At 52.4% G+C, this 26,259-nt stretch carries 22 protein-coding genes; 16 read left to right on the top strand and 6 right to left on the bottom strand.

What is annotated here, in order from left to right; translation table 11 throughout:
* Positions 1-17 precede the first annotated feature (17 nt).
* The 7 genes from kdpB to potE all read left to right on the top strand — a co-directional run bounded on the left by kdpB (position 18) and on the right by potE (position 10,162).
* The gene (gene kdpB / locus JQ822_RS01820) at positions 18-2,066 is read left to right on the top strand and encodes a potassium-transporting ATPase subunit KdpB (RefSeq protein WP_213132035.1); all 2,049 of its coding nucleotides are present in this window, start codon (positions 18-20) and stop codon (positions 2,064-2,066) included.
* An 8-nt stretch (positions 2,067-2,074) separates the two neighbouring features.
* Positions 2,075-2,641 (top strand): potassium-transporting ATPase subunit KdpC, encoded by a 567-nt coding sequence (kdpC, locus tag JQ822_RS01815; RefSeq protein WP_213132034.1) that lies wholly within the window; start codon positions 2,075-2,077, stop codon positions 2,639-2,641.
* Positions 2,642-2,651: 10 nt separating this feature from the next.
* On the top strand, positions 2,652-5,336 hold the full coding sequence (gene kdpD, locus JQ822_RS01810) for a two-component system sensor histidine kinase KdpD (protein ID WP_213132033.1): 2,685 nt from the start codon (positions 2,652-2,654) through the stop codon (positions 5,334-5,336).
* The gene (kdpE, locus tag JQ822_RS01805) at positions 5,333-6,010 is read left to right on the top strand and encodes a two-component system response regulator KdpE (RefSeq protein ID WP_213132032.1); all 678 of its coding nucleotides are present in this window, start codon (positions 5,333-5,335) and stop codon (positions 6,008-6,010) included. The genes kdpD and kdpE overlap by 4 nt, the downstream gene beginning before the upstream one ends.
* A 279-nt stretch (positions 6,011-6,289) precedes the next feature.
* Positions 6,290-6,394 (top strand): leader peptide SpeFL, encoded by a 105-nt coding sequence (gene speFL / locus JQ822_RS01800; RefSeq protein WP_213132031.1) that lies wholly within the window; start codon positions 6,290-6,292, stop codon positions 6,392-6,394.
* A gap of 253 nt (positions 6,395-6,647) precedes the next feature.
* The gene (gene speF, locus JQ822_RS01795; protein WP_213132030.1) at positions 6,648-8,846 is read left to right on the top strand and encodes an ornithine decarboxylase SpeF; all 2,199 of its coding nucleotides are present in this window, start codon (positions 6,648-6,650) and stop codon (positions 8,844-8,846) included.
* A complete protein-coding gene (gene potE, locus JQ822_RS01790) occupies positions 8,843-10,162 on the top strand; it encodes a putrescine-ornithine antiporter (protein ID WP_213132029.1) in 1,320 nt (439 codons plus the stop codon). Before speF ends, potE begins: the two co-directional genes overlap by 4 nt.
* Before the next feature lie 71 nt (positions 10,163-10,233).
* Here the strand turns inward: potE and pgm are convergent, their stop codons facing one another.
* Positions 10,234-11,874 carry a phosphoglucomutase (alpha-D-glucose-1,6-bisphosphate-dependent) gene (pgm, locus tag JQ822_RS01785; protein ID WP_213132028.1) on the bottom strand — a complete coding sequence of 547 codons (1,641 nt, stop codon included), beginning with the start codon at positions 11,872-11,874 and terminating at the stop codon, positions 10,234-10,236.
* A gap of 24 nt (positions 11,875-11,898) precedes the next feature.
* Entirely contained in the window at positions 11,899-12,441 is a 543-nt protein-coding gene (seqA, locus tag JQ822_RS01780) for a replication initiation negative regulator SeqA (protein WP_213132027.1), read from the bottom strand.
* A gap of 196 nt (positions 12,442-12,637) precedes the next feature.
* On the opposite strand from seqA, the gene ybfF reads away from it, so the two are divergent.
* The 5 genes from ybfF to fur all read left to right on the top strand — a co-directional run bounded on the left by ybfF (position 12,638) and on the right by fur (position 15,374).
* Complete coding sequence (gene ybfF / locus JQ822_RS01775; protein WP_213132026.1) at positions 12,638-13,411, top strand: esterase; 774 nt, start codon at positions 12,638-12,640, stop codon at positions 13,409-13,411.
* 128 nt (positions 13,412-13,539) lie between these two features.
* Positions 13,540-13,827 carry a LexA regulated protein gene (gene ybfE / locus JQ822_RS01770; RefSeq protein WP_135322665.1) on the top strand — a complete coding sequence of 96 codons (288 nt, stop codon included), beginning with the start codon at positions 13,540-13,542 and terminating at the stop codon, positions 13,825-13,827.
* A 280-nt stretch (positions 13,828-14,107) separates the two neighbouring features.
* Positions 14,108-14,638, top strand: a complete 531-nt coding sequence (fldA, locus tag JQ822_RS01765; RefSeq protein ID WP_167817546.1) for a flavodoxin FldA — start codon at positions 14,108-14,110, stop codon at positions 14,636-14,638.
* A 210-nt stretch (positions 14,639-14,848) separates the two neighbouring features.
* Positions 14,849-14,935, top strand: coding sequence for a ryhB-regulated fur leader peptide (locus tag JQ822_RS01760; protein WP_100247215.1), 87 nt, complete (start codon positions 14,849-14,851; stop codon positions 14,933-14,935).
* On the top strand, positions 14,928-15,374 hold the full coding sequence (gene fur, locus JQ822_RS01755; RefSeq protein ID WP_213132025.1) for a ferric iron uptake transcriptional regulator: 447 nt from the start codon (positions 14,928-14,930) through the stop codon (positions 15,372-15,374). Before JQ822_RS01760 ends, fur begins: the two co-directional genes overlap by 8 nt.
* Positions 15,375-15,477: 103 nt before the next feature.
* Here the strand turns inward: fur and chiQ are convergent, their stop codons facing one another.
* The 4 genes from chiQ to nagE all read right to left on the bottom strand — a co-directional run bounded on the left by chiQ (position 15,478) and on the right by nagE (position 21,504).
* Entirely contained in the window at positions 15,478-15,810 is a 333-nt protein-coding gene (gene chiQ / locus JQ822_RS01750; protein ID WP_213132024.1) for a ChiQ/YbfN family lipoprotein, read from the bottom strand.
* 49 nt (positions 15,811-15,859) lie between these two features.
* Positions 15,860-17,266, bottom strand: a complete 1,407-nt coding sequence (gene chiP / locus JQ822_RS01745; RefSeq protein ID WP_213132023.1) for a chitoporin ChiP — start codon at positions 17,264-17,266, stop codon at positions 15,860-15,862.
* Positions 17,267-17,703: 437 nt separating this feature from the next.
* Positions 17,704-19,371 (bottom strand): glutamine--tRNA ligase, encoded by a 1,668-nt coding sequence (glnS, locus tag JQ822_RS01740; RefSeq protein WP_213132022.1) that lies wholly within the window; start codon positions 19,369-19,371, stop codon positions 17,704-17,706.
* A gap of 186 nt (positions 19,372-19,557) precedes the next feature.
* On the bottom strand, positions 19,558-21,504 hold the full coding sequence (nagE, locus tag JQ822_RS01735; RefSeq protein ID WP_213132021.1) for a PTS N-acetyl glucosamine transporter subunit IIABC: 1,947 nt from the start codon (positions 21,502-21,504) through the stop codon (positions 19,558-19,560).
* 345 nt (positions 21,505-21,849) lie between these two features.
* Here nagE and nagB point away from each other — a divergent pair, with 345 nt between their 5' ends.
* From nagB to nagD, 4 genes are all read left to right on the top strand, one after another.
* On the top strand, positions 21,850-22,650 hold the full coding sequence (nagB, locus tag JQ822_RS01730; RefSeq protein ID WP_003022803.1) for a glucosamine-6-phosphate deaminase: 801 nt from the start codon (positions 21,850-21,852) through the stop codon (positions 22,648-22,650).
* A 61-nt stretch (positions 22,651-22,711) separates the two neighbouring features.
* Entirely contained in the window at positions 22,712-23,860 is a 1,149-nt protein-coding gene (gene nagA, locus JQ822_RS01725) for an N-acetylglucosamine-6-phosphate deacetylase (RefSeq protein ID WP_213132020.1), read from the top strand.
* An 8-nt stretch (positions 23,861-23,868) separates the two neighbouring features.
* Complete coding sequence (nagC, locus tag JQ822_RS01720; RefSeq protein WP_213132019.1) at positions 23,869-25,089, top strand: DNA-binding transcriptional regulator NagC; 1,221 nt, start codon at positions 23,869-23,871, stop codon at positions 25,087-25,089.
* 167 nt (positions 25,090-25,256) lie between these two features.
* The gene (gene nagD, locus JQ822_RS01715) at positions 25,257-26,009 is read left to right on the top strand and encodes a ribonucleotide monophosphatase NagD (protein WP_213132018.1); all 753 of its coding nucleotides are present in this window, start codon (positions 25,257-25,259) and stop codon (positions 26,007-26,009) included.
* The last annotated feature ends 250 nt before the right edge of the window (positions 26,010-26,259 follow it).

Below are 26,259 nucleotides of genomic sequence, written 5' to 3'. Positions count from 1 at the left end.
ATGCGGAGCACATTGTTATGAGTCGCAAACAACTGGCACTGTTCGAACCTTCTCTGGTCGCACAAGCGCTGATGGACGCAGTCAAAAAGTTAAGCCCACATACCCAGTGGCGCAATCCGGTGATGTTTATCGTCTGGCTGGGCAGCCTGCTGACCACCCTGTTAACGGTGATGATGGCTACCGGACATCTGGTCGGGAACCCACTGTTTACCGGCGCGATAAGTCTTTGGCTATGGATTACCGTTCTGTTCGCCAACTTTGCCGAGGCGCTGGCGGAAGGACGCAGCAAGGCTCAGGCCAACAGCCTGAAAGGCGTTAAAAAAACCGCTTTTGCCCGCAAACTGCGCGAACCTAAGTACGGGGCAGAGATGGATCATGTTCCCGCTGAGGAGCTGCGCAAAGGCGATATCGTGCTGGTAGAAGCAGGCGATATTATTCCCTGTGATGGCGAGGTGATCGAAGGCGGCGCGTCAGTGGACGAAAGCGCTATTACCGGGGAATCCGCGCCGGTTATCCGCGAGTCTGGCGGTGATTTTGCCTCGGTAACCGGCGGGACCCGCATCCTTTCCGACTGGCTGGTTATCGAATGCAGCGTAAACCCCGGTGAAACCTTCCTTGACCGGATGATCGCCATGGTTGAAGGCGCGCAGCGGCGTAAAACGCCCAATGAAATCGCGCTGACGATCCTGCTGATTGCCCTGACCATCGTCTTTTTACTGGCGACCGCCACCCTATGGCCGTTCTCCGCCTGGGGCGGCAGTGCGGTCAGCATCACGGTGCTGGTTGCTCTGCTGGTGTGTCTGATCCCTACCACCATCGGCGGGCTGCTCTCAGCGATTGGCGTTGCCGGTATGAGCCGCATGCTGGGCGCGAACGTCATCGCCACCAGCGGACGAGCAGTTGAAGCGGCGGGTGACGTGGACGTACTGCTGCTGGATAAAACCGGCACTATTACGCTGGGTAATCGTCAGGCATCGGATTTTCTTCCCGCCCACGGCGTGGACGAAAAAACGCTGGCCGACGCCGCACAACTTTCATCGCTGGCGGATGAAACGCCAGAAGGTCGCAGCATCGTCATTCTGGCAAAACAGCGCTTTAATCTGCGCATACGCGACGTGCAATCGCTGCACGCCACCTTTGTGCCATTTACCGCGCAAAGTCGGATGAGCGGCATCAACATCGACAACCGCATGATCCGCAAAGGTTCGGTCGATGCCATTCGTCGTCACGTCGAAGCCAATGGTGGCCACTTCCCTGCCGATGTTGAGCAGAAGGTCGAAAACGTGGCTCGTCTTGGCGCAACGCCGCTGGTAGTTGCCGAAGGTTCGCACGTGCTGGGCGTGATTGCCCTGAAAGATATCGTTAAAGGCGGGATCAAAGAACGTTTTGCCCAACTGCGCAAAATGGGTATCAAAACGGTGATGATCACCGGTGATAACCGTCTGACCGCTGCCGCGATCGCGGCAGAGGCCGGGGTGGACGACTTTTTAGCCGAAGCCACACCGGAAGCCAAGCTGGCGCTGATTCGTCAGTATCAGGCGGAAGGTCGTCTGGTGGCGATGACCGGCGATGGCACTAACGATGCTCCCGCACTGGCACAGGCAGACGTCGCGGTCGCCATGAACTCAGGGACTCAGGCAGCGAAAGAAGCGGGCAACATGGTGGATCTCGACTCAAATCCCACCAAGTTGATTGAAGTGGTGCACATTGGTAAACAGATGCTGATGACGCGCGGCTCGCTGACCACCTTCAGTATTGCCAACGACGTGGCGAAGTATTTCGCCATTATCCCGGCAGCGTTTGCCGCAACCTACCCGCAGCTCAATGCGCTTAACGTGATGGGACTGCATTCGCCGGACTCGGCGATCCTCAGCGCGGTTATCTTTAATGCGCTGGTGATTGTCTTTTTGATCCCACTGGCGCTAAAAGGCGTGAGCTACAAACCGTTGTCCGCTTCCGCCATGCTACGCCGCAACCTGTGGATCTACGGTCTGGGTGGCCTGGTTGTGCCGTTTATTGGCATCAAAGCGATTGATTTACTGCTGACCCTGCTGGGTCTGGTGTGAGGTTTAAGATGAGTGGATTACGTCCTGCATTATCAACATTACTTTTCCTGATGTTCATCACCGGGGGGGTTTACCCGCTGCTGACCACCGCGTTGGGACAGTGGTGGTTTCCCCATCAGGCCAACGGATCGCTGATGCGCGAAGGTCAGGTCGTTCGCGGTTCTGAACTCATCGGGCAAAACTTTACCGCCGCCGGGTATTTTCAGGGACGCCCGTCAGCAACGGCGGAAATGCCCTATAATCCAATGGCTTCAGGCGGCAGTAATCTGGCGGCCAGCAACCCGGAGCTGGATAAGCAATTGCAAAGCCGTATTGCCGCGCTGCGTGCCGCCAACCCGCAGGCCAGCCCTGCCGTTCCGGTTGAGTTGGTTACGGCATCCGCCAGCGGGTTGGATAATAATCTGACACCAGAGGCCGTTATCTGGCAAATCCCGCGCGTAGCGCAAGCCCGTAACCTCAGCGTTGAAGAGGTTACGCAGCTCGTTGCACAATATACGCAAAAGCCGTTGGTGAGTTTTATCGGCCAGCCGGTAGTGAACCTGGTGGAACTTAATTTAGCGCTGGATAAGCGCTGAGAAAAAGGTCATGACTGAAGAACCCTTACGCCCCGACCCCGATCGCCTGCTGGAGCAGACCGCCACCCCACATCGTGGAAAACTGAAAATTTTCTTCGGTGCCTGCGCAGGTGTGGGTAAAACCTGGGCCATGCTGGCAGAAGCCCAGCGACTGCGGGCGCAAGGTCTGGATGTGCTGATCGGCGTGGTGGAAACCCACGGGCGCAAAGAGACCGCTGCGCTGCTGGACGGTCTCAGTATTCTGCCGCTAAAGCGACAAGCGCGTCACGGTCGTCATATCAGCGAGTTCGATCTCGATGCCGCGCTGGCCCGCCGCCCGGCGCTCATTTTAATGGATGAACTGGCGCACAGTAATGCGCTTGGGTCACGCCATCCAAAACGCTGGCAGGATATTGAAGAACTGCTGGAAGCCGGTATTGACGTCTTTACCACCGTTAACGTGCAGCATCTGGAAAGCCTGAACGACGTGGTCAGCGGCGTGACCGGTATTCAGGTGCGCGAAACCGTCCCCGACCCCTTTTTTGATGCCGCCGATGATGTGGTACTGGTCGATCTGCCGCCTGACGATTTACGCCAGCGTCTGAACGAAGGCAAGGTCTATATCGCCGGTCAGGCTGAGCGGGCGATCGAGCATTTCTTTCGCAAAGGTAATTTGATCGCCCTGCGCGAGCTGGCCCTGCGCCGTACCGCTGACCGGGTAGACGATCAGATGCGTGCCTGGCGGGGACATCCGGGAGAGGAAAAAGTCTGGCACACCCGCGACGCTATTTTGCTGTGTATTGGGCACAATACCGGCAGCGAAAAGCTGGTGCGCGCCGCCGCGCGTCTGGCGGCGCGTCTCGGCAGCGTGTGGCACGCGGTGTATGTCGAAACCCCGGCGCTGCATCAGCTCCCGGAAAAACAGCGCCGCGCAATCTTGAGCGCTCTGCGACTGGCACAGGAACTGGGTGCGGAAACCGCCACCCTCTCCGATCCCGCTGAAGACAAGGCGCTTGTTCGCTACGCCCGTGAGCATAATCTGGGAAAAATTGTGCTCGGGCGTCCAACCACGCGTCGCTGGTGGCGCAGCGATTCCTTTGCCGACAAGCTGGCTCGTCGCGCCCCGGACCTCGACCTGATGATTGTCGCGCTGGACGATCCCCCTTCACGCCCGGCGCTCCAAACCGCGGATACTCGCACCTTTAAGGATAAATGGCGGGTACAAATTCAGGGCTGTCTGGTTGCCGCCGCGCTGTGCGCCATCACTACGCTTATCGCCATGCAATGGCTGGTTGCCTTTGACGCCGCCAACCTGGTGATGCTCTATCTGTTAGGCGTGGTGGTTATCGCTCTGTTTTATGGCCGCTGGCCCTCGGTGGTGGCGACCGTGATTAACGTCGCCAGCTTTGATCTGTTCTTTATTGCTCCGCGCGGGACGCTTGCCGTCTCAGACGTCCAGTACCTGCTCACCTTCGCGGTGATGCTAACGGTCGGTCTGGTTATCGGCAATCTGACCGCCGGGGTACGTTATCAGGCGCGGGTCGCGCGTTATCGGGAACAGCGTACGCGCCATCTGTATGAGATGTCGAAAGCGCTGGCCGTCGGACGCAGCCAGACAGATATCGCCGCCACCAGCGAACAGTTTATCGCCTCCACCTTTCAGGCCCGCAGCCAGGTATTATTACCCGATGAGAATGGTAAGCTGGCCCCCCTGACACACCAGCAGGGCATGACGCCGTGGGACGATGCCATTGCCCAGTGGAGTTTTGATAAAGGACAACCGGCAGGCGCAGGCACCGATACCTTACCCGGCGTGCCGTATCAAATCTTGCCGTTAAAAAGCGCTGACAAAACGCACGGGCTGCTGGTGGTGGAGCCGGGGAACCTGCGTCAGTTGATGATCCCGGAACAGCAGCGTCTGCTGGAAACCTTTACCCTGCTGGTTGCCAGCGCGCTGGAACGCCTGACGCTGACCGCCAGCGAAGAGCTGGCGCGGTTTGCCAGTGAGCGAGAGCGCATCCGCAATTCCCTGCTGGCGGCCCTGTCCCACGATTTGCGCACGCCATTGACGGTGTTGTTCGGCCAGGCAGAAATCTTAACACTGGATCTGGCCAGCGAGGGATCGCCGCACGCGCGCCAGGCCAGCGAAATTAGACAACATGTGCTCAATACCACCCGACTGGTCAATAATTTGCTGGATATGGCGCGAATTCAATCTGGCGGCTTTAATCTTAAGAAGGAGTGGTTAACGCTGGAAGAAGTGGTGGGAAGCGCCCTGCAAATGCTCGAACCTGGGTTGGCCGCACCGATTAACCTGTCGCTTCCGGCTCCGTTGACGCTTATCCACGTTGACGGTCCACTGTTTGAACGGGTACTGATTAACCTGCTGGAAAACGCCATCAAATACGCAGGACCGCAGGCGAAAATCGGTATTGATGCACAAGTTGAAGGTGAGCATTTGCTACTGGATGTGTGGGATGACGGCCCCGGTATCCCGGCGGGTCAGGAGCAACTTATTTTCGACAAATTTTCCCGAGGAAACAAAGAGTCATCAGTACCCGGCGTCGGGCTGGGGCTGGCAATTTGTCAGGCGATTGTAGACGTCCACGGCGGCACGATTTCTGCTCACAATCGCCCACAGGGAGGTGCGTGTTTCCGTGTTACACTGCCGCAGGAAGCCCCCCCTGAACTTGAAGATTTTCATGAGGATATGTGACAAACGTACTGATTGTTGAAGATGAACAGGCCATCCGCCGCTTTCTGCGTACCGCGCTGGAAGCCGATGGCCTGCGCGTTTACGAAGCAGAAACGCTGCAACGCGGTCTGCTGGAAGCGGCCACGCGAAAACCCGATCTCATCATTCTCGATCTCGGCCTGCCGGACGGTGACGGCATCGATTTTATTCGCGACCTGCGACAATGGAGCGCCATTCCGGTGATTGTGCTTTCTGCCCGCAGTGAGGAGAGCGACAAAATCGCCGCGCTGGACGCCGGTGCCGATGACTATCTCAGCAAGCCATTTGGTATTGGCGAGCTGCAGGCCCGTTTACGCGTGGCATTGCGTCGCCACGCAAGCGGACAGACACCCGAACCGGTGGTCCACTTCTCCAATATTAAAGTAGATATTGCCGCGCGGCTGGTACACCGCGCTGAAGAAGAAATTCATCTGACACCCATTGAATTTCGCCTGTTGGCGGTTCTGCTTAACAATGCAGGTAAAGTGCTCACCCAACGCCAGCTGTTGAATCAGGTCTGGGGGCCGAACGCCGTCGAACATAGCCATTACCTGCGAATTTATATGGGGCACCTGCGCCAGAAGCTGGAGCAAGATCCTGCCCGCCCCCGCCATTTCATTACCGAAACCGGCATTGGTTATCGTTTTATGCCGTGAATCGTTATTCATTTATTTTGATTAAACAATGATTATACTTTCCATCACTTTTCCGGCTGCATAATAATAATTATGCAGCCAGGTAAAAACGTGGCAAAAATAACAAAACACCAATAGATAACATACAAACAACAATTCAGTATCTTATTTCGTGATATGCATAATTTTTAACTAAATATTTTGAAAATGATCGTTTATTATTGATCTTCTTCACAGATCATAGCCATTTCCTGGATAAAATACCCACACCTTCAACTTATCCAGGAAAGGTAACAAAAAATGGAAAATAATAGCCGTATGATGCCGCATATAAGGCGGACAACGCATATTATGATGTTTGCCCACCGTAACAGCTTCGACTTTCATTTCTTTAATGCCCGTTAGTCACTCGACTAAGGGCACTCCAGCATACAGGTCTTCCTGACCCCTGTAATGCAGGCCTACGCCTGTATCCGTGGTGCTCACCCTGCAAATACCTGACATACCTGTGACCGGGCAGGCATGGTTTTTTGCATTCTAAAAAAAGCAATTTACTGATTTATTTATCAGCGGACTCACTTTGCTTTTTTTCCGGAGATATCAATTTCTCATTTGAGAAATTGAGGACCTGCTATTATCTAAAATTAAAGAGATGAAAATGTCTGAATTAAAAATTGCCGTAAGCAGAAATTGCCCAGATTGTTTTCTCACCCAGCGTACATGTGTAAATATCGATGAAAGTAATTTTATTGATGTTGCCGCTATCGTGTTATCCATCAATGATATTGAACGTGGGAAACTCGATGAAATTGACGCTACCGGCTACGGTATTCCTGTTTTTATCGCCACTGAAAATGAAGAACGCGTTCCGTCAGAGCACCTGCCACGAATCTCAGGTGTATTCGAACCTAATGAATCCCGTACTGCCTTCTATGGTCGCCAACTGGAGACGGCTGCCAGCCATTATGAAACCCAGTTGCGACCACCGTTCTTCCGTGCGCTGGTCGACTACGTCAACCAGGGTAACAGTGCATTTGACTGCCCAGGGCATCAGGGGGGCGAATTCTTTCGTCGCCACCCTGCAGGTAATCAGTTTGTTGAGTATTTTGGCGAAACGCTTTTCCGCTCCGATTTGTGTAATGCCGATGTGGCAATGGGTGATCTGTTGATTCACGAAGGCGCGCCATGTATCGCCCAGCAACATGCAGCAAAAGTATTTAACGCGGATAAAACTTACTTTGTGCTGAACGGGACTTCCTCTTCCAACAAGGTCGTCCTTAACGCACTGCTTACCCCTGGGGATTTGGTGCTGTTTGACCGTAACAACCACAAGTCCAACCATCATGGTGCATTATTACAGGCAGGTGCGACGCCGGTTTATCTGGAAACCGCGCGCAATCCCTACGGCTTCATCGGCGGAATCGACGCGCACTGCTTCACAGAAGGTTATCTGCGTGAGCTGTTGAGCGAAGTGGCACCACAACGTGCGCGAGATGCACGCCCATTCCGTCTGGCGGTGATTCAGTTAGGTACCTACGATGGCACCATTTATAACGCCCGTCAGGTAGTGGACAAGATTGGTCACCTGTGCGACTACATCCTGTTTGACTCCGCGTGGGTTGGCTACGAGCAGTTTATCCCAATGATGGCTGACTGTTCTCCGCTACTTCTGGATCTGAACGAAGACTCCCCTGGCATTCTGGTGACTCAGTCTGTTCATAAACAACAGGCGGGTTTCTCCCAAACCTCACAGATCCACAAAAAAGACAGCCACATCAAAGGCCAGTCGCGCTATGTGCCGCATAAACGTATGAATAATGCGTTTATGATGCACGCCTCCACCAGCCCGTTTTATCCGCTGTTTGCCGCCCTGGATATCAACGCCAAAATGCACGAAGGCGTCAGCGGTCGTAACATGTGGATGGATTGCGTCGTGAATGGCATCGATGCGCGCAAACTGATTCTTGATAACTGCCATCACATCCGTCCGTTCGTACCGGAAACGGTCGATGGTCAACCCTGGCAGTCCTACGACACATCAGAGATCGCAAGCGATCTCCGTTTCTTCCACTTTGTACCTGGTGAACACTGGCATGCGTTCGAAGGTTACGCCGAACACCAGTATTTCGTTGACCCCTGCAAACTGCTGCTCACCACTCCGGGCATTAATGCACGCAACGGTGAATACGACACCTTTGGCGTTCCAGCCACCATCCTCGCCAATTTTTTACGTGAAAACGGCGTCGTCCCAGAAAAATGCGATCTCAACTCTATTCTGTTCCTGCTGACCCCGGCAGAAGACATGGCAAAGTTACAGCAGCTGATAGCCCTGCTGGTGCGTTTCGAAAAACTGCTGGAAACCGATGCGCCGCTGGCAGAGGTTTTACCGTCAATTTACAAGCAGCACGAACAACGTTATGCAGGCTACACCCTGCGTCAACTGTGCCAGGAAATGCACGATCTGTATTCCCGTCACAACGTGAAGCAACTGCAAAAAGAGATGTTCCGTAAATCGCATTTCCCACGCGTTGGCATGAATCCGCAGGAAGCTAATTACGCCTATCTGCGCGGTGAAGTCGAGCTGGTTCGTCTGTCGGATGCCGAAGGCCGAATCGCGGCGGAAGGCGCACTTCCCTACCCTCCTGGTGTGCTGTGTGTCGTACCAGGCGAAGTATGGGGCGGTTCGGTGTTGCGATATTTCAGCGCACTGGAAGAAGGCATCAACCTGCTACCTGGTTTTGCGCCTGAACTGCAGGGCGTATACATCGAAGAAAACGACGGTCTTAAACAAGTGTGGTGTTACGTCATTACACCACGTGAAGTGCAGAGCGCCCTGCTGAAAGGGGAAAAATTATGAGTAAAGCCAAATCGAATAAAATGGGCGTTGTACAGCTCACCATTCTGACCATGGTCAATATGATGGGTTCCGGGATCATTATGCTGCCTACCAAACTGGCAGAAGTCGGGACCATCTCGATCATCTCGTGGCTGGTGACCGCGGTCGGTTCAATGGCGCTGGCATGGGCATTCGCCAAGTGCGGAATGTTCAGCCGTAAATCGGGCGGCATGGGCGGCTACGCGGAGTATGCGTTCGGCAAATCCGGCAACTTTATGGCGAACTACACCTATGGCGTATCGTTGCTCATTGCCAACGTGGCGATCGCAATTTCCGCCGTCGGTTACGGCACCGAGTTATTGGGGGCCACGCTGTCGCCGGTGCAGATTGGTCTTGCGACTATCGGCGTGCTGTGGCTGTGTACTGTCGCTAACTTTGGTGGTGCGCGTATTACCGGGCAGATCAGCAGCATCACCGTTTGGGGCGTCATTATTCCGGTTGTAGGCTTGTGCATTATCGGCTGGTTCTGGTTCAGTCCGACCTTGTACGCCAACTCCTGGAACCCGCATCACGTTCCGTTCTTCACGGCTGTCGGTTCCTCGATTGCCATGACGCTGTGGGCATTCCTCGGTCTGGAATCAGCCTGCGCCAATGCCGAAGTGGTAGAAAATCCGGAGCGTAATGTGCCCATCGCCGTACTCGGTGGGACGCTGGGCGCGGCGGTGATTTACATCATCTCAACCAACGTCATTGCCGGTATTGTGCCAAACATGGATTTGGCCAACTCCACGGCGCCGTTCGGTCTGGCTTTCGCCCAAATGTTTACCCCGGAAGTCGGTAAAGTAATCATGGCATTGATGGTAATGTCCTGCTGCGGTTCGCTGTTAGGCTGGCAGTTCACCATCGCCCAGGTCTTTAAATCATCCGCCGATGAAGGTTATTTTCCGAAGATCTTCTCTCGTGTATCTAAAGTCGATGCGCCGGTGCAGGGGATGCTGGCTATCGTGGTCATCCAGAGCGGGTTATCACTAATGACCATCAGCCCGTCACTGAACAGCCAGTTTAATGTGCTGGTCAACCTGGCGGTCGTGACCAATATCATTCCGTACATTCTGTCGATGGCCGCGTTGGTTATTATTCAGAAAATGGCGAACGTGAATCCGTCAAAAGCCAAAGTCGCTAACGCCGTTGCGTTTATTGGCGCACTGTATAGCTTCTACGCGCTCTACTCTTCCGGAGAAGAAGCTATGCTGTACGGTTCGATCGTGACTTTCCTTGGCTGGACGTTATATGGTCTGGTTTCACCGCGTTTTGAACTGAAAAATAAACACGGTTAAACAGCCAGAAAAGTAAGAAGAAATAAAGATGTAAAAAAGGAGCCTTGCGGCTCCTTTTTAATGCGGTCATTTTACGCGTTTTTCAGCACTTCACTGACAATCTCTACCGCTTCTTTCTCAATTTGCTGGCGATGCTCAGCGCCGAGGAAGCTTTCACAGTAAATTTTGTAGGCGTCTTCGGTACCAGATGGACGCGCAGCGAACCAGCCGTTATCGGTCATCACTTTCAGACCGCCTATCGATGCACCGTTACCCGGTGCCGCCGTCAGACGCGCGGTGATCGGGTCGCCTGCCAGGGTGCTGGCACTTACCATTTCAGGAGACAACTTAGACAGCGCCGCTTTCTGTGCAGACGTCGCGGAAGCCTGTAAACGGTTATAGCTTGGCGCACCAAAACGAGCTGCCAGTTCGTTGTAGTGCTCCTGCGGGTTCTTACCGGTCACTGCGGTAATTTCCGCTGCCAGCAGGCACATGATGATGCCGTCTTTGTCAGTCGACCACGGCGTACCATCGAAGCGCAGGAATGATGCGCCCGCGCTCTCTTCGCCGCCAAAGCCAAAGCTGCCGTCGAACAGACCGTCAACGAACCATTTAAAGCCAACCGGGACTTCCACAAGCTTACGGCCCAGATCATTCACCACGCGGTCAATCATCGCCGAGGACACCAGCGTTTTTCCAACAGCGACATCTTTGCCCCATTGCGGACGATGCTGGAACAGGTAGTTGATCGCCACCGCCAGGTAATGGTTCGGGTTCATCAACCCAGCCGGGGTGACGATACCGTGACGGTCGTAGTCCGGGTCGTTGGCGAACGCCAAATCGAATTTGTCACGCAGCGCCAGCAGACCCGCCATCGCACACTCGGAGGAGCAGTCCATACGGATGGCGCCATCTTTGTCGAGATGCATAAAACGGAAAGTCTGGTCAACGTGATCGTTAACGATGGTCAGGTTCAGGTTGTAGTGCTTAGCGATACGCTTCCAGTATTCAATACCGGAGCCGCCCAGCGGATCAACGCCCAGCATCAGGCCCGCTTTCTGGATTGCCGCCATATCGACGATATCTGCCAGCCCTTCCACGAACGGCTGCACAAGATCCTGTTCTTTGACGTGACCGGATGCCAGCGCAGCGTCTAATGAAATACGCTTCACGCCTTGCAGACCATCAGCCAGCAGCGCGTTAGCCCGGTCTTCCACCACTTTAGTGACGTTAGTATCTGCCGGACCGCCGTTCGGCGGGTTGTATTTAATCCCGCCGTCTTCCGGTGGGTTGTGGGACGGCGTGATCACAATACCGTCGGCCAGCGGGCCGCCTTTTTTGTTGTGGACCAGGATAGCGTTCGACACCGCAGGCGTTGGCGTAAAGCCGTTATTTTCCTGCACGATGACATCAACACCGTTTGCCGCCAGCACTTCCAGTACAGAGATAAATGCCGGTTCTGACAGCGCATGGGTGTCCTTGCCCACATAACAAGGACCAGTAATTCCGTTTTTCGCACGTTCCTCGGCAATCGCCTGAGCGATAGCCAGAATATGCGGCTCGTTAAAACTATGACGACCTGCACTGCCGCGATGTCCGGACGTACCGAACTTGACGGCGTGCTCAGCGTTCCCTGCCGTTGGTTTCAGTACATAGTACTGTGCCGTCAGTTGGGCGACGTTAATCAAATCACTCTGTTGCGCAGGTTGACCTGCACGATTGTGGATTGCCATTGCCTGGTCCTTCTAATGCAAGGATTAAATTGTTCCGCAAACCTTTTCAATCAATTCCGCAGGGAACTGCATTGACTGCATGATGTGTTCAACCATGCTGCATTTACGGCCGGTATTCGTGTTGGTGATCACCCAATACGGCGTGCCTGGCACGTGTTTCGGCTTGGTTTGATTACCATTTTTCAGCAGCGTCTGTTCATCCGCTGCAAAATAAACGCGCGTACGGCCGTGCAACGATTCCGTAGCCTCAGCGAACGCGTGTTGATCCAGTGAATAGAGTGTAGACAGCACCAGCATAAAGCGGTTCACCGCCTTTTTCAGTTCCGCATATTCATCGGAAAGCAGCAGTTCACGCATGGCGCGCACTTTGTCTTTTACGGGGTTAACCGGCTTGGCTTCCACGGCAGGTTGCACGGCGCGGACTTCTTTCACCACCGGCGTGGCAGGCTGTGATGCGGCGGAAAACTTCAACATACGCCGTAAAATGTCGGATGCGCTCTCGCCGATATGCTTGGTGTGGCTGGCAATATAGCTATAGAGTTCATCATCAACTTCAATCGTTTTCATCTTAATCCAGTACGGTGTCTTTGCTGAATACAAGTCGTTGGGATTGTACACCGGTAGTGTAAAGGCAAATCCCAACAGCGGATAGCGTCAAGCCCGATGGCTGGAAAAACTCGGAGTAACCGTAGTTGTTGCAGCCGTGTGGCAGAATGGTCAACATGATACCCTAACCCGCTAGCGTGAAAAAAAGAACTTTGCCATGAAATTGAATATCCGAGCGCAATCTGCACAAAACCTGCACAATAATTCTCCCATCGTCCTGGTTCACGGCCTGTTTGGTAGCCTGGACAATCTGGGCATACTGGCACGCGATCTGGTTGTTGATCACAATATCATCCAGGTCGACATGCGAAACCATGGTCTCTCCCCCCGTTCCCCAGAGATGAATTACCCGGCGATGGCGCAAGATCTGCTGGATACGTTAGATGCTCATCAAATAGAAAAAGCCACCTTTATTGGTCATTCTATGGGAGGCAAGGCCGTCATGGCACTCACCGCCCTCGCACCGGAACGTATCGACAAGCTTGTGGCTATCGATATCGCCCCGGTTGACTATCATGTCCGCCGTCACGATGAGATCTTTGCCGCAATAAATGCCGTGACGGAAGCGCAAGCTGCCTCACGCCAGCAGGCGGCAAGCGTGATGTGCCAATTCCTGCAAGAAGAAGGCGTGATCCAGTTTCTGCTGAAATCCTTTGTAGACGGTGAATGGCGCTTTAACGTCCCGGTGCTGTGGGATCAGTACCCGCATATTGTCGGCTGGGAAACCATTCCGGCATGGGACCACCCGGCGCTGTTCATTCCTGGAGGCAATTCACCTTACGTGAGCGAAGCGTATCGCGCCCCACTGCTGGCGCAATTTCCGCTGGCGCGGGCGCACGTCATTGCCGGAGCAGGCCATTGGGTGCATGCAGAAAAACCCGATGCCGTGCTGCGCGCCATCCGTCGTTATCTGACAGAACAGGCTAACTGATTAAAAACTCAGCGTCCGCGCGCGATTACGTGCGTGGGCGTTGGCGCGTCTCCCCTGCTGATGTATGATGGCGCGCTATCCATCCGGGCAGACGCCTGGCTGATTGTTTCCCCGAAGTCACCAAGATCATGGCCAAAGAACAAACGGACCGTACGACATTAGATCTGTTCGCGCAGGAGCGTCGACCGGGACGACCCAAAACCAATCCGCTTTCGCGTGATGAACAGTTACGTATTAACAAACGTAATCAGCTTAAACGCGACAAAGTTCGTGGGCTTAAGCGTGTCGAACTGAAACTGAACGCCGACGCCGTTGACGCTCTGAATGAACTGGCGGACGCGCGTAACATGAGTCGCAGCGAGCTCATCGAAGAGATGCTGATGAATCAACTCGCCGCATTGCATGGTCAGGCATAGTCTGAATTTCTGCTCCATACCCTAAATAATTCGAGTTGCAGGAAGGCGGTGACGCAGCGAATCTCCAGGAGCGTACATAAGTACGTGACTGGGGTGAGCGAGGAAAGCCAACGCACCTGAAACTTGAAGTATGACGGGTATAAATCATAAATCGTGTAGCACAGAGTGCAGTCCAGCGTGTTTGCTGTTTCCGCATGCCTGACTGTTCTGCTATGATTGCCCTTATCCGTGGGCATTGCGCCACCACCATTTCAATAAGTTTCAAGAGGTTATTTTACTCATGGCAATCACTGGCATCTTTTTCGGCAGCGACACCGGTAATACCGAAAACATCGCAAAAATGATTCAAAAACAGCTTGGTAAAGACGTTGCCGATGTACATGACATTGCAAAAAGCAGCAAAGAAGACCTGGAAGGGTATGACATTCTGCTGCTCGGCATCCCGACCTGGTACTACGGTGAAGCGCAGTGTGACTGGGACGACTTCTTCCCGACCCTCGAAGACATTGATTTTAACGGCAAACTGGTTGCTTTGTTTGGCTGCGGCGATCAGGAAGATTACGCAGAATATTTCTGTGATGCGTTAGGTACAATTCGCGACATCATCGAACCGCGCGGCGCAACTATCGTCGGCCACTGGCCAACGGCGGGTTATCACTTTGAAGCGTCCAAAGGTCTGGCGGACGACGATCACTTTGTTGGCCTGGCTATCGACGAAGATCGCCAGCCGGAGCTGACCGCTGAACGCGTAGAAAAATGGGTTAAGCAGATTTCATCCGAACTGCATCTCGACGAAATCATTAATGCCTGATTTCATGAGGCGCTGATCTTCATCGGTGCCTCATCTATAGATAAAACCAATCAAAATAATTGCTACAAATTTTTAACTTTTTCGCCCGACCCTGTACAATGGCTGGATGCCAATCGGGTATTGCACAGTGTGATTGTTGGCGATACCACGTTTTGATTAACAATATTTGCCAGAGACTTGCAGTTTTCATTTAGCCATGGCAGTTCTATAATGATACGCATTATCTCAAGTGCAATTTCTGTCACTTCTGTTAATGAAGTGAACCGTTTAGCTACAGGACAGATTCCGCATGACTGACAACAATACCGCATTAAAGAAGGCTGGCCTGAAAGTAACGCTTCCTCGTTTAAAAATTCTGGAAGTTCTTCAGGGACCGGATAACCATCACGTCAGTGCGGAAGACTTATACAAACGCCTGATCGATATGGGTGAAGAGATTGGCCTGGCGACCGTGTATCGCGTGCTGAACCAATTTGACGATGCCGGTATCGTGACCCGCCATAATTTTGAAGGGGGTAAATCCGTCTTCGAACTAACCCAGCAGCACCATCACGATCACCTGATCTGCCTCGACTGTGGCAAAGTGGTCGAATTCAGTGATGATTCCATCGAAGCGCGCCAGCGTGAGATTGCGGCTAAGCATGGTATTCGTTTAACCAACCATAGCCTCTATCTTTACGGCCACTGCGCCGAAGGCGATTGCCGCGAAGATGAGCACGCGCACGACGGCAAATAATGTGATGCTTTCTGAAAAGCCAACCCTGCGGTTGGCTTTTTTTATACGCATAAAAAAGACCCGCTGCATCAGCGAGTCCTTTTAAGATAACAACGGTGACGTTTTACTGAGCCGTATTCTTGCTGCGAATTTCCTGCCAGACCTTGTCACAATCGGCCGAAACGGCCTGATCGTTGCCTGTACGCGTCGCCTGGATACACTGCTGGTAATCCAGTACCCGTACGCTTTCTTCATTGGCAAACTGCTGATGCTGCTTTTCTTTCTTCAACACGTTCAACACGCTTTGGCAGGCCTCGACTTTCTCTGGCGATCCCTGCGCGGTGTTAATACAGGCGCTGTAGGCTTCTTTCAAACGGCTGTCTTCTTTTGGTGCCGGAGATTGCGCACAGGCCACCAGCCCGGTTGCCATAACGGCAATGAGTATCAGCTTTTTCATAGAACAGTCCTCAACGTTGCGGCAGGCACCAGGCCCGCCGCTGTTGGCATTAGAAGATGGTGAATGGTGCAATCACGATGAACTTCACGTCACGCTCATCCTGGAAGATGTTGCCGTAACCACCGCCCCAGCTCGGGATGTTTGAATGGTTGTCGTATTCGGTGAAGTGCAGTTTAAACATGGTGCCTTTCGCGCGACCATCCTGCAGGGTGTAGACCGCATCCAGGCTGTAAGACGACTCTTCGATAGTACGATTTTTGTCGTAATACGCATCCGGGTTAATCTGCCAGGTTGATGGCTTAGCGTCCCAGGCGTAAACGTAGGAGGCGCCCACCGCCCAACCCGGCAAGTTCCAGTTTTTCAGGTCATACATTGCACCGAAGAAGACCGCCTTTTCGCCGTTGGCGTTGAAGTCTGAGCGGTTATCCCACCACACGTCCAGACGACCGTTTGAAGAAGCATAAGTTGGGGTCATACGCTGCAGGAAGTAGCCCTGCTGCCCATCCGCTTTAACCCAGGTCCCTTCCAGACGCAGATCAACCACTTCCGCCACTTTGTAGCCAAAGGTCAGCGCCTGCAGCCAGGCGGTACCGTCATAAATGTTATTAACCGTACGGTCATCAACCTTGTCGCGTGCACCGTAGAACTGATAGCTGGTGGTAAACGGGTTGCCGCCTAAATCAAATTTATAGCTGGCTTTCGCGAAGTATTGATCGACATAACCTTCGGACTGACCAAATGCCGCTTCCAGCAACAGGTTATTTTTGAAGTCATATTTTGCGCCGATTGAGTGCAGGTAATCTACGCTGGTCTTTTTATCGGCCTGATAGAATTTATCGACTTCAGTGTGCCACGGTGCTTTATATTCGTTGGCCCACATGTAGGAGAAGCTCAAGGCGCCCGCGTCACCATAGTCAAAGTTGGCACCGGCTTCAGCACCCTGATAGGTACCCGGCATAAAACTCCAGTGTGGAGCCAGCAAAGTCTGCCCGGTTGGTTGAATATAACCGGCGCGTGCCCAGGTTGGGCCATACTTAAATTTCGCTGCCGCTTTATAAAGACTAATCCCGCTCTTATCGCCGGAGTAATCTTCGTCGTAGCCTTTATTTTTTTTCGAGAATGCAATTTCGTTTGGATGTCCGCTGTCACCGTTTTCCGCCATTTCAATCGCGGTAAAGGCCGCCACATCAAGACCGAACATATCGGCTATGTAGCCAGACTGGAAATCAAGGTTGGCGTTCCAGGTGGCGTGAGAAAGGTTGGTTTTGTATTTGTCGTCGTCAGTGACATCTTTACGGTCACGCTCACGCTGCCAGTAATAGATGCCACCCGTCAGGGTTGAATCATCAAAAAAACCTTCGGCATGCGCCTGGGGGACGACCACTAAACCTGACATTGCTGTGATACCGGCGATAGCCAGCGCCAGCGTACTACGTTTGCCACTAAACGTACGCATATGTTAATCCTCTTTGACATAAAAATGCTGCCGATAAAAGCGGTCAGCGAAAAAAACAAAAATTAAAAAAGTAGCGCTAAGAAAACCTCAGTGACTACAATGAATAGACTATTTTTCGCGACGCGAATTATCAATCTCTTTCTGTAACGAGTATGTAATAGTATGAGCAACCGCACATATTTGATTGCTTTCTGTTACATTTTCATCGACAGATAAAAAAGCGTTGAAAAATTGAAAAAATCGCTTGTTTTCCATGGGGATGAAATCGGTTACAACCCGAGCGCCCCTCAGATTACAAAATTTTGATATGTAATTAATTTATTCCAAATATCAAACTGAATAATAATTAATTCGCTCTGAAAACTGAGCTTGTGATGCGGATTGTAGAGATAAAAAAAACGCCGCAGAGCGCGGCGTTTGACAGGATGTAATGCGGCTTACTCGCCCGCTTTAGCCCACGTATCACGCAGACCCACGGTACGGTTAAATACCAGCTTGTCCGCCGTTGCATAACGGCTGTCAAGGCAGAAGTACCCTTCACGTTCAAACTGGAAGGCTTTACCCGCTACTGCAGTCTGCAGCGACGGTTCACCGTAGCCCTGTTTGATAACCAGTGAATCCGGGTTAATAACAGACAGGAAGTCGTCCGCCGCGCCAGGGTTCGCTACGCTGAACAGACGGTCGTACAGACGAATTTCAATTGGCAGCGCATGTGCAGCGCTGACCCAATGAATAACGCCTTTCACTTTACGCCCATCAGCCGGATCTTTGCTCAGGGTGTCAGCATCGTAGGTGCAGAAAATGGTAGTGATATTCCCTTGTGCATCTTTCTCTACACGCTCGGCTTTGATCACATAAGCATTGCGCAGACGCACTTCTTTGCCCATCACCAGACGTTTGTACTGCTTGTTGGCTTCTTCGCGGAAATCTGCGCGATCGATCCAAATCTCACCACTGAACGGCACTTCACGGCTGCCCATTTCCGGTTTGTTCGGATGGTTCGGCATAGTGACCAGCTCGCTTTCACCCTGCGGATAGTTTTCGATAACCAGTTTCACAGGATCGATAACCGCCATCGCGCGCGGCGCATTTTCGTTCAGGTCTTCGCGAATACAGGATTCCAGTGAAGCAATCTCAATGGTGTTATCCTGTTTGGTCACGCCAATACGTTTGCAGAACTCACGGATAGCGGCAGCAGTATAGCCACGACGACGCAGACCAGAGATGGTCGGCATACGCGGGTCGTCCCAGCCTTCAACGTGCTTGTCGGTCACAAGCAGGTTCAGCTTACGTTTGGACATCACGGTGTATTCCAGATTCAGGCGCGAGAATTCGTACTGGCGCGGATGAACCGGAATGGTGATGTTATCCAGCACCCAGTCGTACAGACGACGGTTGTCCTGGAACTCCAGCGTACACAGTGAATGCGTGATGCCTTCCAGCGCATCGCTGATGCAGTGGGTAAAGTCGTACATCGGGTAGATGCACCACTTGTTGCCGGTCTGGTGGTGTTCAGCGAACTTAATACGATACAACACCGGGTCGCGCATCACGATAAACGGCGAGGCCATATCGATCTTCGCACGCAGGCAGGCTTTACCTTCTTCAAAACCACCGGTCCGCATTTTTTCGAACAGCGCGAGGTTCTCTTCCACACTGCGATCGCGATACGGGCTGTTTTTGCCAGGCTGCGTCAAAGTACCGCGATATTCACGGATTTCTTCCGCCGACAGTTCGTCAACGTACGCCAGACCTTTGTTGATAAGCTCTACCGCATAGGCATGCAGTTGATCGAAGTAATCCGACGAGTAGCGAATGTCGCCAGTCCAGTGGAAACCTAACCATTCAACGTCGTTTTTAATCGATTCAACGTACTCGATATCTTCTTTAACCGGGTTCGTATCATCAAAACGCAGGTTGCACTGGCCCTGGTAATCTTGCGCAATACCAAAGTTCAGACAAATGGATTTCGCGTGGCCAATATGCAGATAGCCATTTGGCTCCGGCGGAAAACGGGTATGGATAGTGGTGTGCTTACCACTGGCCAGATCTTCATCGATGATCTGACGAATAAAGTTACTCGGGCGGGCTTCAGCCTCACTCATCGTGGATTCCTCAAAGCGTAAACAACGTATAACGGCGTATGATCTTATAAGCAGGACTGACTGACAACCTTTAGTTACGCAAAATACGTATCAGACAGTCATTATGAGGGCATTTGCTGCAAAAAAAAGCGGCGGAGGAATATCCCCCGCCGCTTAAGGCACTTAACTCACTTTACTCAGGAGCAGTTATTTACCTTTAATCTCATACAGTGGTGTTTGTCCGGCCACCACATGACCTTCGGCTTTAATGACCAGACCACCGAAGTCATCGCTGTTGCTGCAAACGACCGGGCTAATCATTGAACGTGCATTGGCGTTCAGGTACTCCAGATCCATTTCCAGAATAGGTTGACCTGCAGTAACTTCCGCACCTTCTTCAACCAGACGTTTAAAGCCTTTACCTTCCAGCGCTACGGTATCGATGCCCATGTGGACCACGATTTCCGCGCCTTTCACGGTTTCCAGGCAGAACGCATGGTTAGTATTGAATATTTTCACAATCGTGCCCGCTGCCGGAGAAACCACGATTTTATCCGTCGGTTTCACCGCGATACCGTCGCCGACAGCTTTGCTGGCGAAGGCTTCATCAGGAACCTGCTCCAGCGCAACCACGTCACCGGTAATCGGAGAAACCAGCGCTTCAACGGTGACGGCATTCGCAACCGCCTGCGGTTTTGCAACCTGAGCTGCTGCTGGAGCACTTTCACCAGATGCTGCAGCAACCGGACCACGCATCACAACTTTCTTCATTTCGTCGCCGATGGATTCAGCTTTCGCACCCACGATGACCTGGATAGTTTGCTTGTTCAGCTTAACCACACCCGATGCGCCCAGACGTTTACACATTGCATCGTTCACTTTTGCGGAATCGGCAACGGTCAGACGCAGACGAGTAATACAGGCGTCAATCGCTTTCAGGTTATCGGTACCGCCAACCGCTGCAATGTAGCTGGTAGCCAGTTGTGCTAAACCTTCTTCGGTATTGCTGTTGGCTTCGTCAGTAACAATTTCGTCTTCTTTATCTTCGCGGCCCGGCGTTTTCAGGTTAAACATACGAATAACCGCGCTGAACAACACAAAGTAGATGACGAAGAAAACCAGCCCCATCGCAACCAGCATCCAGACGTTCTTACTTGCAGCTGGCAAGTTGTACATCAACACGTAGTCGATAGCACCTGCGGAGAAAGAGAAGCCCGCGTGGATCCCCAACAATGTCGCAACGAACAGGCTGATACCCGTCAGGATTGCGTGCAGGAGGTACAGCAGCGGCGCCAGGAACATGAACAGGAATTCCAGCGGCTCGGTAACACCGGTCAGGAATGCAGTGATCGCCACTGACAGCAGCATACCGCCAACCATCGGACGACGTGCTTTCGGCGCGGCGAAGTACATCGCCAGTGCCGCACCCGGCAGACCAAACATCATGATCGGGAAGAAGCCAGACATGAACATACCTGCAGTGCCGTCACCCGCATAGAAGCGGTTGATGTCGCCGTGGAAGACCGCTCCTGCCGCGTTGGTGAACTCACCAATCTGGAACCAGGCGATGGTGTTCAGAACCTGATGCAGACCGGTTGGGATCAGCAGACGGTTGATGAAACCAAAAATACCGGAACCCAGCGCGCCAGCGCCCACGATCCACTCACCACCTGCATGGATGACGTTCTGCACCGGCGGCCACACGTAGCCGAAGATAGCAGCCAGCACCAGGCAGAAGAAACCGGTAGCGATTGGCACAAAGCGTTTACCGCCGAAGAAGCTCAGGAAGTCAGGCAGTTTGATGCCAGACCAGCGGTTATACACAGCACCGCCGACCAGACCGGTGATGATACCAGCCAGCACGCCCATGTTGATCGCCGGGTTAATGGTAACCATTGCTTTGGTCAATATGAAATAACCGACCGCACCTGCCAGCGCTGCAGCACCTGCGCTGTCTTTCGACCAGCTGGATGCCACACCGATGGCAAATATTAACGCGAGGTTATCAAAGATGGCCCCACCCGCTTGCGCGATGAAGGGTACGTTAAGCAAATCTGGTTGGCCAAATCGCAGCAACAGTGCCGCGACAGGCAGCACAGCGATGGGAAGCTGTAACGCCCTACCCAACCGCTGGAAAAAACCTAAAATATTCATTTTATTCCCCCTACGAGACCCCGATTCAGGCTCCTTTGAAGCCATATTTTTATTGTGCGACCAATTCAGACAGCAAGATATTCTGGAACAACGATATTAACCATTCATCTACATTCAGAGTGTGTGGAAAATTAATTCGTATCGCAAATTAAAAGCGTGTTTTTTGTGATTAAAGTCACCAAATATCGTTATCAACCCTCCCTTCTACTGGCTAACTACGAAAACTTATTTTATCATTCAAAAAATCGAAACGGATTGATCCTTACCGATGCAAAACCAGGTTACGCTTAATGCTGCACAGCGACTCAATCCGCCAATTGCTTACATTTACTACTGAGGTGAAGAATGAGACTGATCCCCCTGAATACCGCTGAACAAGTCGGCAAATGGGCTGCTCGCCATATCGTTAACCGTATCAATGCGTTCAAACCAACGGCCGATCGTCCGTTCGTTCTGGGCCTGCCTACTGGCGGAACCCCACTGACAGCCTATAAAGCATTAGTCGAAATGCACAAAGCGGGCCAGGTGAGCTTCAAACATGTTGTCACGTTTAATATGGACGAGTATGTTGGCCTGCCGAAAGAGCATCCGGAAAGCTACCACAGCTTTATGCATCGCAACTTCTTTGATCATGTTGATATTCCAGCAGAAAACATCAACCTCCTCAATGGTAATGCGCCAGATATCGATGCAGAATGCCGTCAATATGAAGAAAAAATCCGTTCTTACGGTAAAATCCACCTGTTTATGGGTGGCGTCGGCAACGACGGGCACATCGCATTTAACGAGCCGGCTTCTTCTTTAGCCTCTCGTACGCGTATCAAAACGCTGACTCATGACACTCGCGTCGCGAACTCTCGCTTCTTTGACGGTGACGTAAGCCAGGTGCCGAAATATGCGCTGACCGTTGGCGTGGGCACCCTGCTGGATGCCGAAGAAGTGATGATTTTGGTGCTGGGCCACCAGAAAGCACAGGCCCTGCAGGCTGCCGTTGAAGGTAACGTTAACCATATGTGGACCATCAGCTGCCTGCAACTGCATCCAAAAGCCGTTGTGGTCTGCGATGAGCCTTCCACGATGGAACTGAAAGTGAAGACGCTGAAATACTTTAACGAGTTAGAAGCAGAAAATATTAAAGGTCTGTAATGATGTTTCCGCCCTGCCAAAAGCGTTGCAGGGCGGCATTTTTTTGAAATCGGGGGTCGGAATGTATGCTTTAACCCAGGGCCGGATCTTTACCGGTCACGAAATTCTTGATGACCATGCGATAGTTGTCGCTGATGGCCTGATAGCCAGCGTTTGCCCACTGGCTGAATTAACGCCGGAGATTGAACAACGCTCACTGAATGGGGCCATTCTTTCCCCCGGTTTTATTGATGTGCAGTTAAACGGCTGCGGCGGCGTACAGTTTAACGATACGGCAGAAGCTGTGAGCGTTGAAACGCTGGAAATCATGCAAAAAGCCAACGAGAAATCAGGCTGCACTAACTATCTGCCAACGCTAATTACCACCAGCGATGAGCTGATGAAACAAGGCGTTCGCGTCATGCGCGAATACCTGGCGAAACACCCGAACCAGGCATTAGGACTTCATCTTGAAGGCCCGTGGCTGAACCTGGTAAAAAAAGGCACCCATAATCCTGGCTTTGTCCGTCAGCCTGACGCTGCGCTGGTCGATTACCTGTGCGATAATGCTGATGTGATCACCAAAGTCACGCTGGCGCCAGAAATGGTACCGGTCGACGTGATCACCCGACTGGTAAATGCGGGCATTGTTGTTTCTGCCGGTCACTCTAACGCGACGGTAAAAGAAGCCAAAATTGGCTTCCGCGCGGGCATTACCTTTGCAACCCACCTGTTCAACGCCATGCCTTACATTACTGGCCGCGAACCGGGTCTGGCTGGCGCTATCCTTGATGAAGCCGATATTTATTGCGGTATCATCGCCGATGGTTTGCATGTCGACTACGTAAACATCCGTAACGCCAAACGCCTGAAAGGTGACAAGCTGTGCCTGGTGACCGACGCAACTGCGCCGGCAGGTGCAAATATTGAACAGTTCATTTTCGCTGGTAAAACAATATACTACCGCAATGGACTGTGTGTGGATGAAAACGGTACCCTGAGCGGCTCGTCATTAACCATGATTGAAGGCGTGCGTAATCTGGTTGAGCATTGCGGTATTGCACTGGACGAAGTGCTGCGCATGGCAACGCTCTACCCTGCTCGCGCAATCGGCGTCGACAAGCAACTCGGCAGCATCGTCCCTGGCAAAGTCGCCAACCTGACCGCGTTCACACACGACTTTAAAATTATCAAGACCATCGTTAATGGCAACGAGGTCGTTACTGAGTAAGAGAAAGAATGACACCAGGCGGACAAGCTCAAATAGGTAATGTTGATCTCGTAAAACAGCTTAACAGCGCGGCAGTTTATCGCTTGATTGACCAGCATGGGCCAATCTCGCGAATTCAGATTGCTGAGCAGAGCCAGCTTGCTCCCGCTAGCGTAACGAAAATTACGCGCCAGCTTATCGAGCGTGGGCTGATCAAAGAAGTGGATCAGCAGGCCTCCACCGGGGGCCGCCGCGCTATCTCTATCGTCACCGAAACCCGCAATTTCCACGCTATTGGCGTGCGTCTGGGCCGTCACGACACCACGTTAACGCTCTATGATATGAGCAGCAGAGCCGTCGCTGAAGAGCACTACCCTCTGCCTGAGCGTACCCAGGAAACGCTGGAGCATGCGCTGCTCAATACCATTGCCACCTTTATTGACAGCTGTCAGCGGAAAATTCGTGAACTGATTGCCATATCCGTCATTCTGCCAGGGCTGGTTGACCCTGAAAGCGGCGTCATTCGCTATATGCCGCATATCCAGGTTGAAAACTGGGGTCTGGTCGAAGCGCTGGAAAAACGGTTTCAGGTGACCTGCTTTGTCGGCCACGATATCCGTAGTCTGGCGCTGGCTGAGCACTATTTCGGGGCAAGCCAGGATTGCGAAGACTCCATTCTGGTGCGAGTGCATCGCGGGACCGGTGCCGGGATAATCTCCAATGGTCGCATTTTCATTGGCCGTAACGGTAACGTCGGTGAGATTGGTCACATTCAGGTAGAACCGCTGGGAGAGCGCTGCCACTGCGGCAATTTTGGTTGTCTGGAAACCATCGCGGCCAACGCGTCCATCGAACATCGCGTCCAGAATTTACTCAAGCAGGGCTATCCGAGCCGACTCACGCTGGATGATTGTAATATCAAAACCATCTGCAAGGCCGCCAACAAAGGTGATAACCTGGCGTCGGAAGTCATTGAGCACGTAGGTCGCCATCTGGGTAAAACGATCGCTATCGCTATCAACCTGTTTAACCCGCAAAAAATCGTTATTGCCGGTGAGATTACTGAGGCAGATAAGGTTCTTCTTCCGGCAATAGAAAGCTGCATTAATGCCCAGGCGTTGAAGGCGTTTCGCCACAATTTGCCCGTGGTTCGCTCCACGCTGGACCACCGTTCCGCCATTGGCGCCTTTGCGCTGGTGAAGCGTGCGATGCTCAATGGGACGTTATTGCAACATTTGCTGGAAAGCTAATACACGTCATCCTTCTAGCCGCCTCTGCGTTAGCTGCGTCTGCTCACCCCAGTAACTTACTTCAGTAAGCTCCAGGGGATTCTCAGACTTGCCGCCTTGATGCGACTCGAATGATTTAGTGTATTTTGTGTATAGTAATGCCTTCTTTTTTTGATGTCGGATTATCCATGGCCATTAAGAATGTAATTTGTGATATCGACGGCGTGCTGATGCACGACAATGTTGCCGTACCGGGTGCGGCAGAATTTTTGACCGCCGTACTGGAAAAAGGGTTGCCGTTAGTCCTGCTGACTAATTACCCTTCGCAAACCGGTCAGGATCTGGCGAACCGCTTTGCTACCGCAGGTGTGAATGTTCCCGACAGCGTTTTTTATACCTCCGCCATGGCTACCGCCGATTTCCTGCGTCGCCAGGAAGGGAAAAAAGCCTACGTCGTCGGTGAAGGCGCACTGATTCACGAGCTGTACAAAGCGGGCTTTACTATTACCGACGTTAACCCCGATTTTGTGATTGTTGGTGAGACGCGATCCTACAACTGGGACATGATGCATAAAGCGGCGTACTTTGTTGCCAACGGCGCACGTTTCATCGCCACCAACCCGGATACGCACGGCCGCGGCTTTTACCCTGCCTGCGGTGCGCTTTGCGCCGGTATTGAAAAAATCTCGGGCCGTAAGCCGTTTTATGTTGGTAAACCTAGTCCGTGGATTATCCGCGCAGCGCTCAACAAAATGCAGGCGCACTCGGAAGAAACCGTTATTGTTGGCGACAACCTGCGTACCGATATACTGGCAGGTTTTCAGGCCGGTCTTGAAACTATCCTGGTTCTGTCCGGCGTCTCAACGCTTGACGATATCGACAGCATGCCGTTCCGACCAAGCTGGATCTACCCATCCGTTGCCGAGATAGATGTTATTTAAGCAACGCTGTGCCGGATAATCATAAGAACGCGTTAGCCGGCACGCAAAATCACCTCATCTAATAAAATCGCCACTTCACTGACAATTCATCAATAAATACGTCCATTTCATAACCCTTTTTCATCATTCAGCAATCATCATTGATTTTTTTCTTTTCCGCCCACCAAACTCCTTGCGCCCCCTGCGGCTTTGCGGCATTTTCTTTATTAAGCAAACATAAAAAGCATCACGCAACAGGTTAACGGAGAAG

Origin of the sequence: Citrobacter sp. FP75 (assembly GCF_018342065.1) — a bacterium.
GTDB lineage: Bacteria > Pseudomonadota > Gammaproteobacteria > Enterobacterales > Enterobacteriaceae > Citrobacter.
The sequence above is the reverse complement of the archived record's forward strand: the minus strand, read 5'-3'. Positions and strand labels throughout refer to the sequence as shown.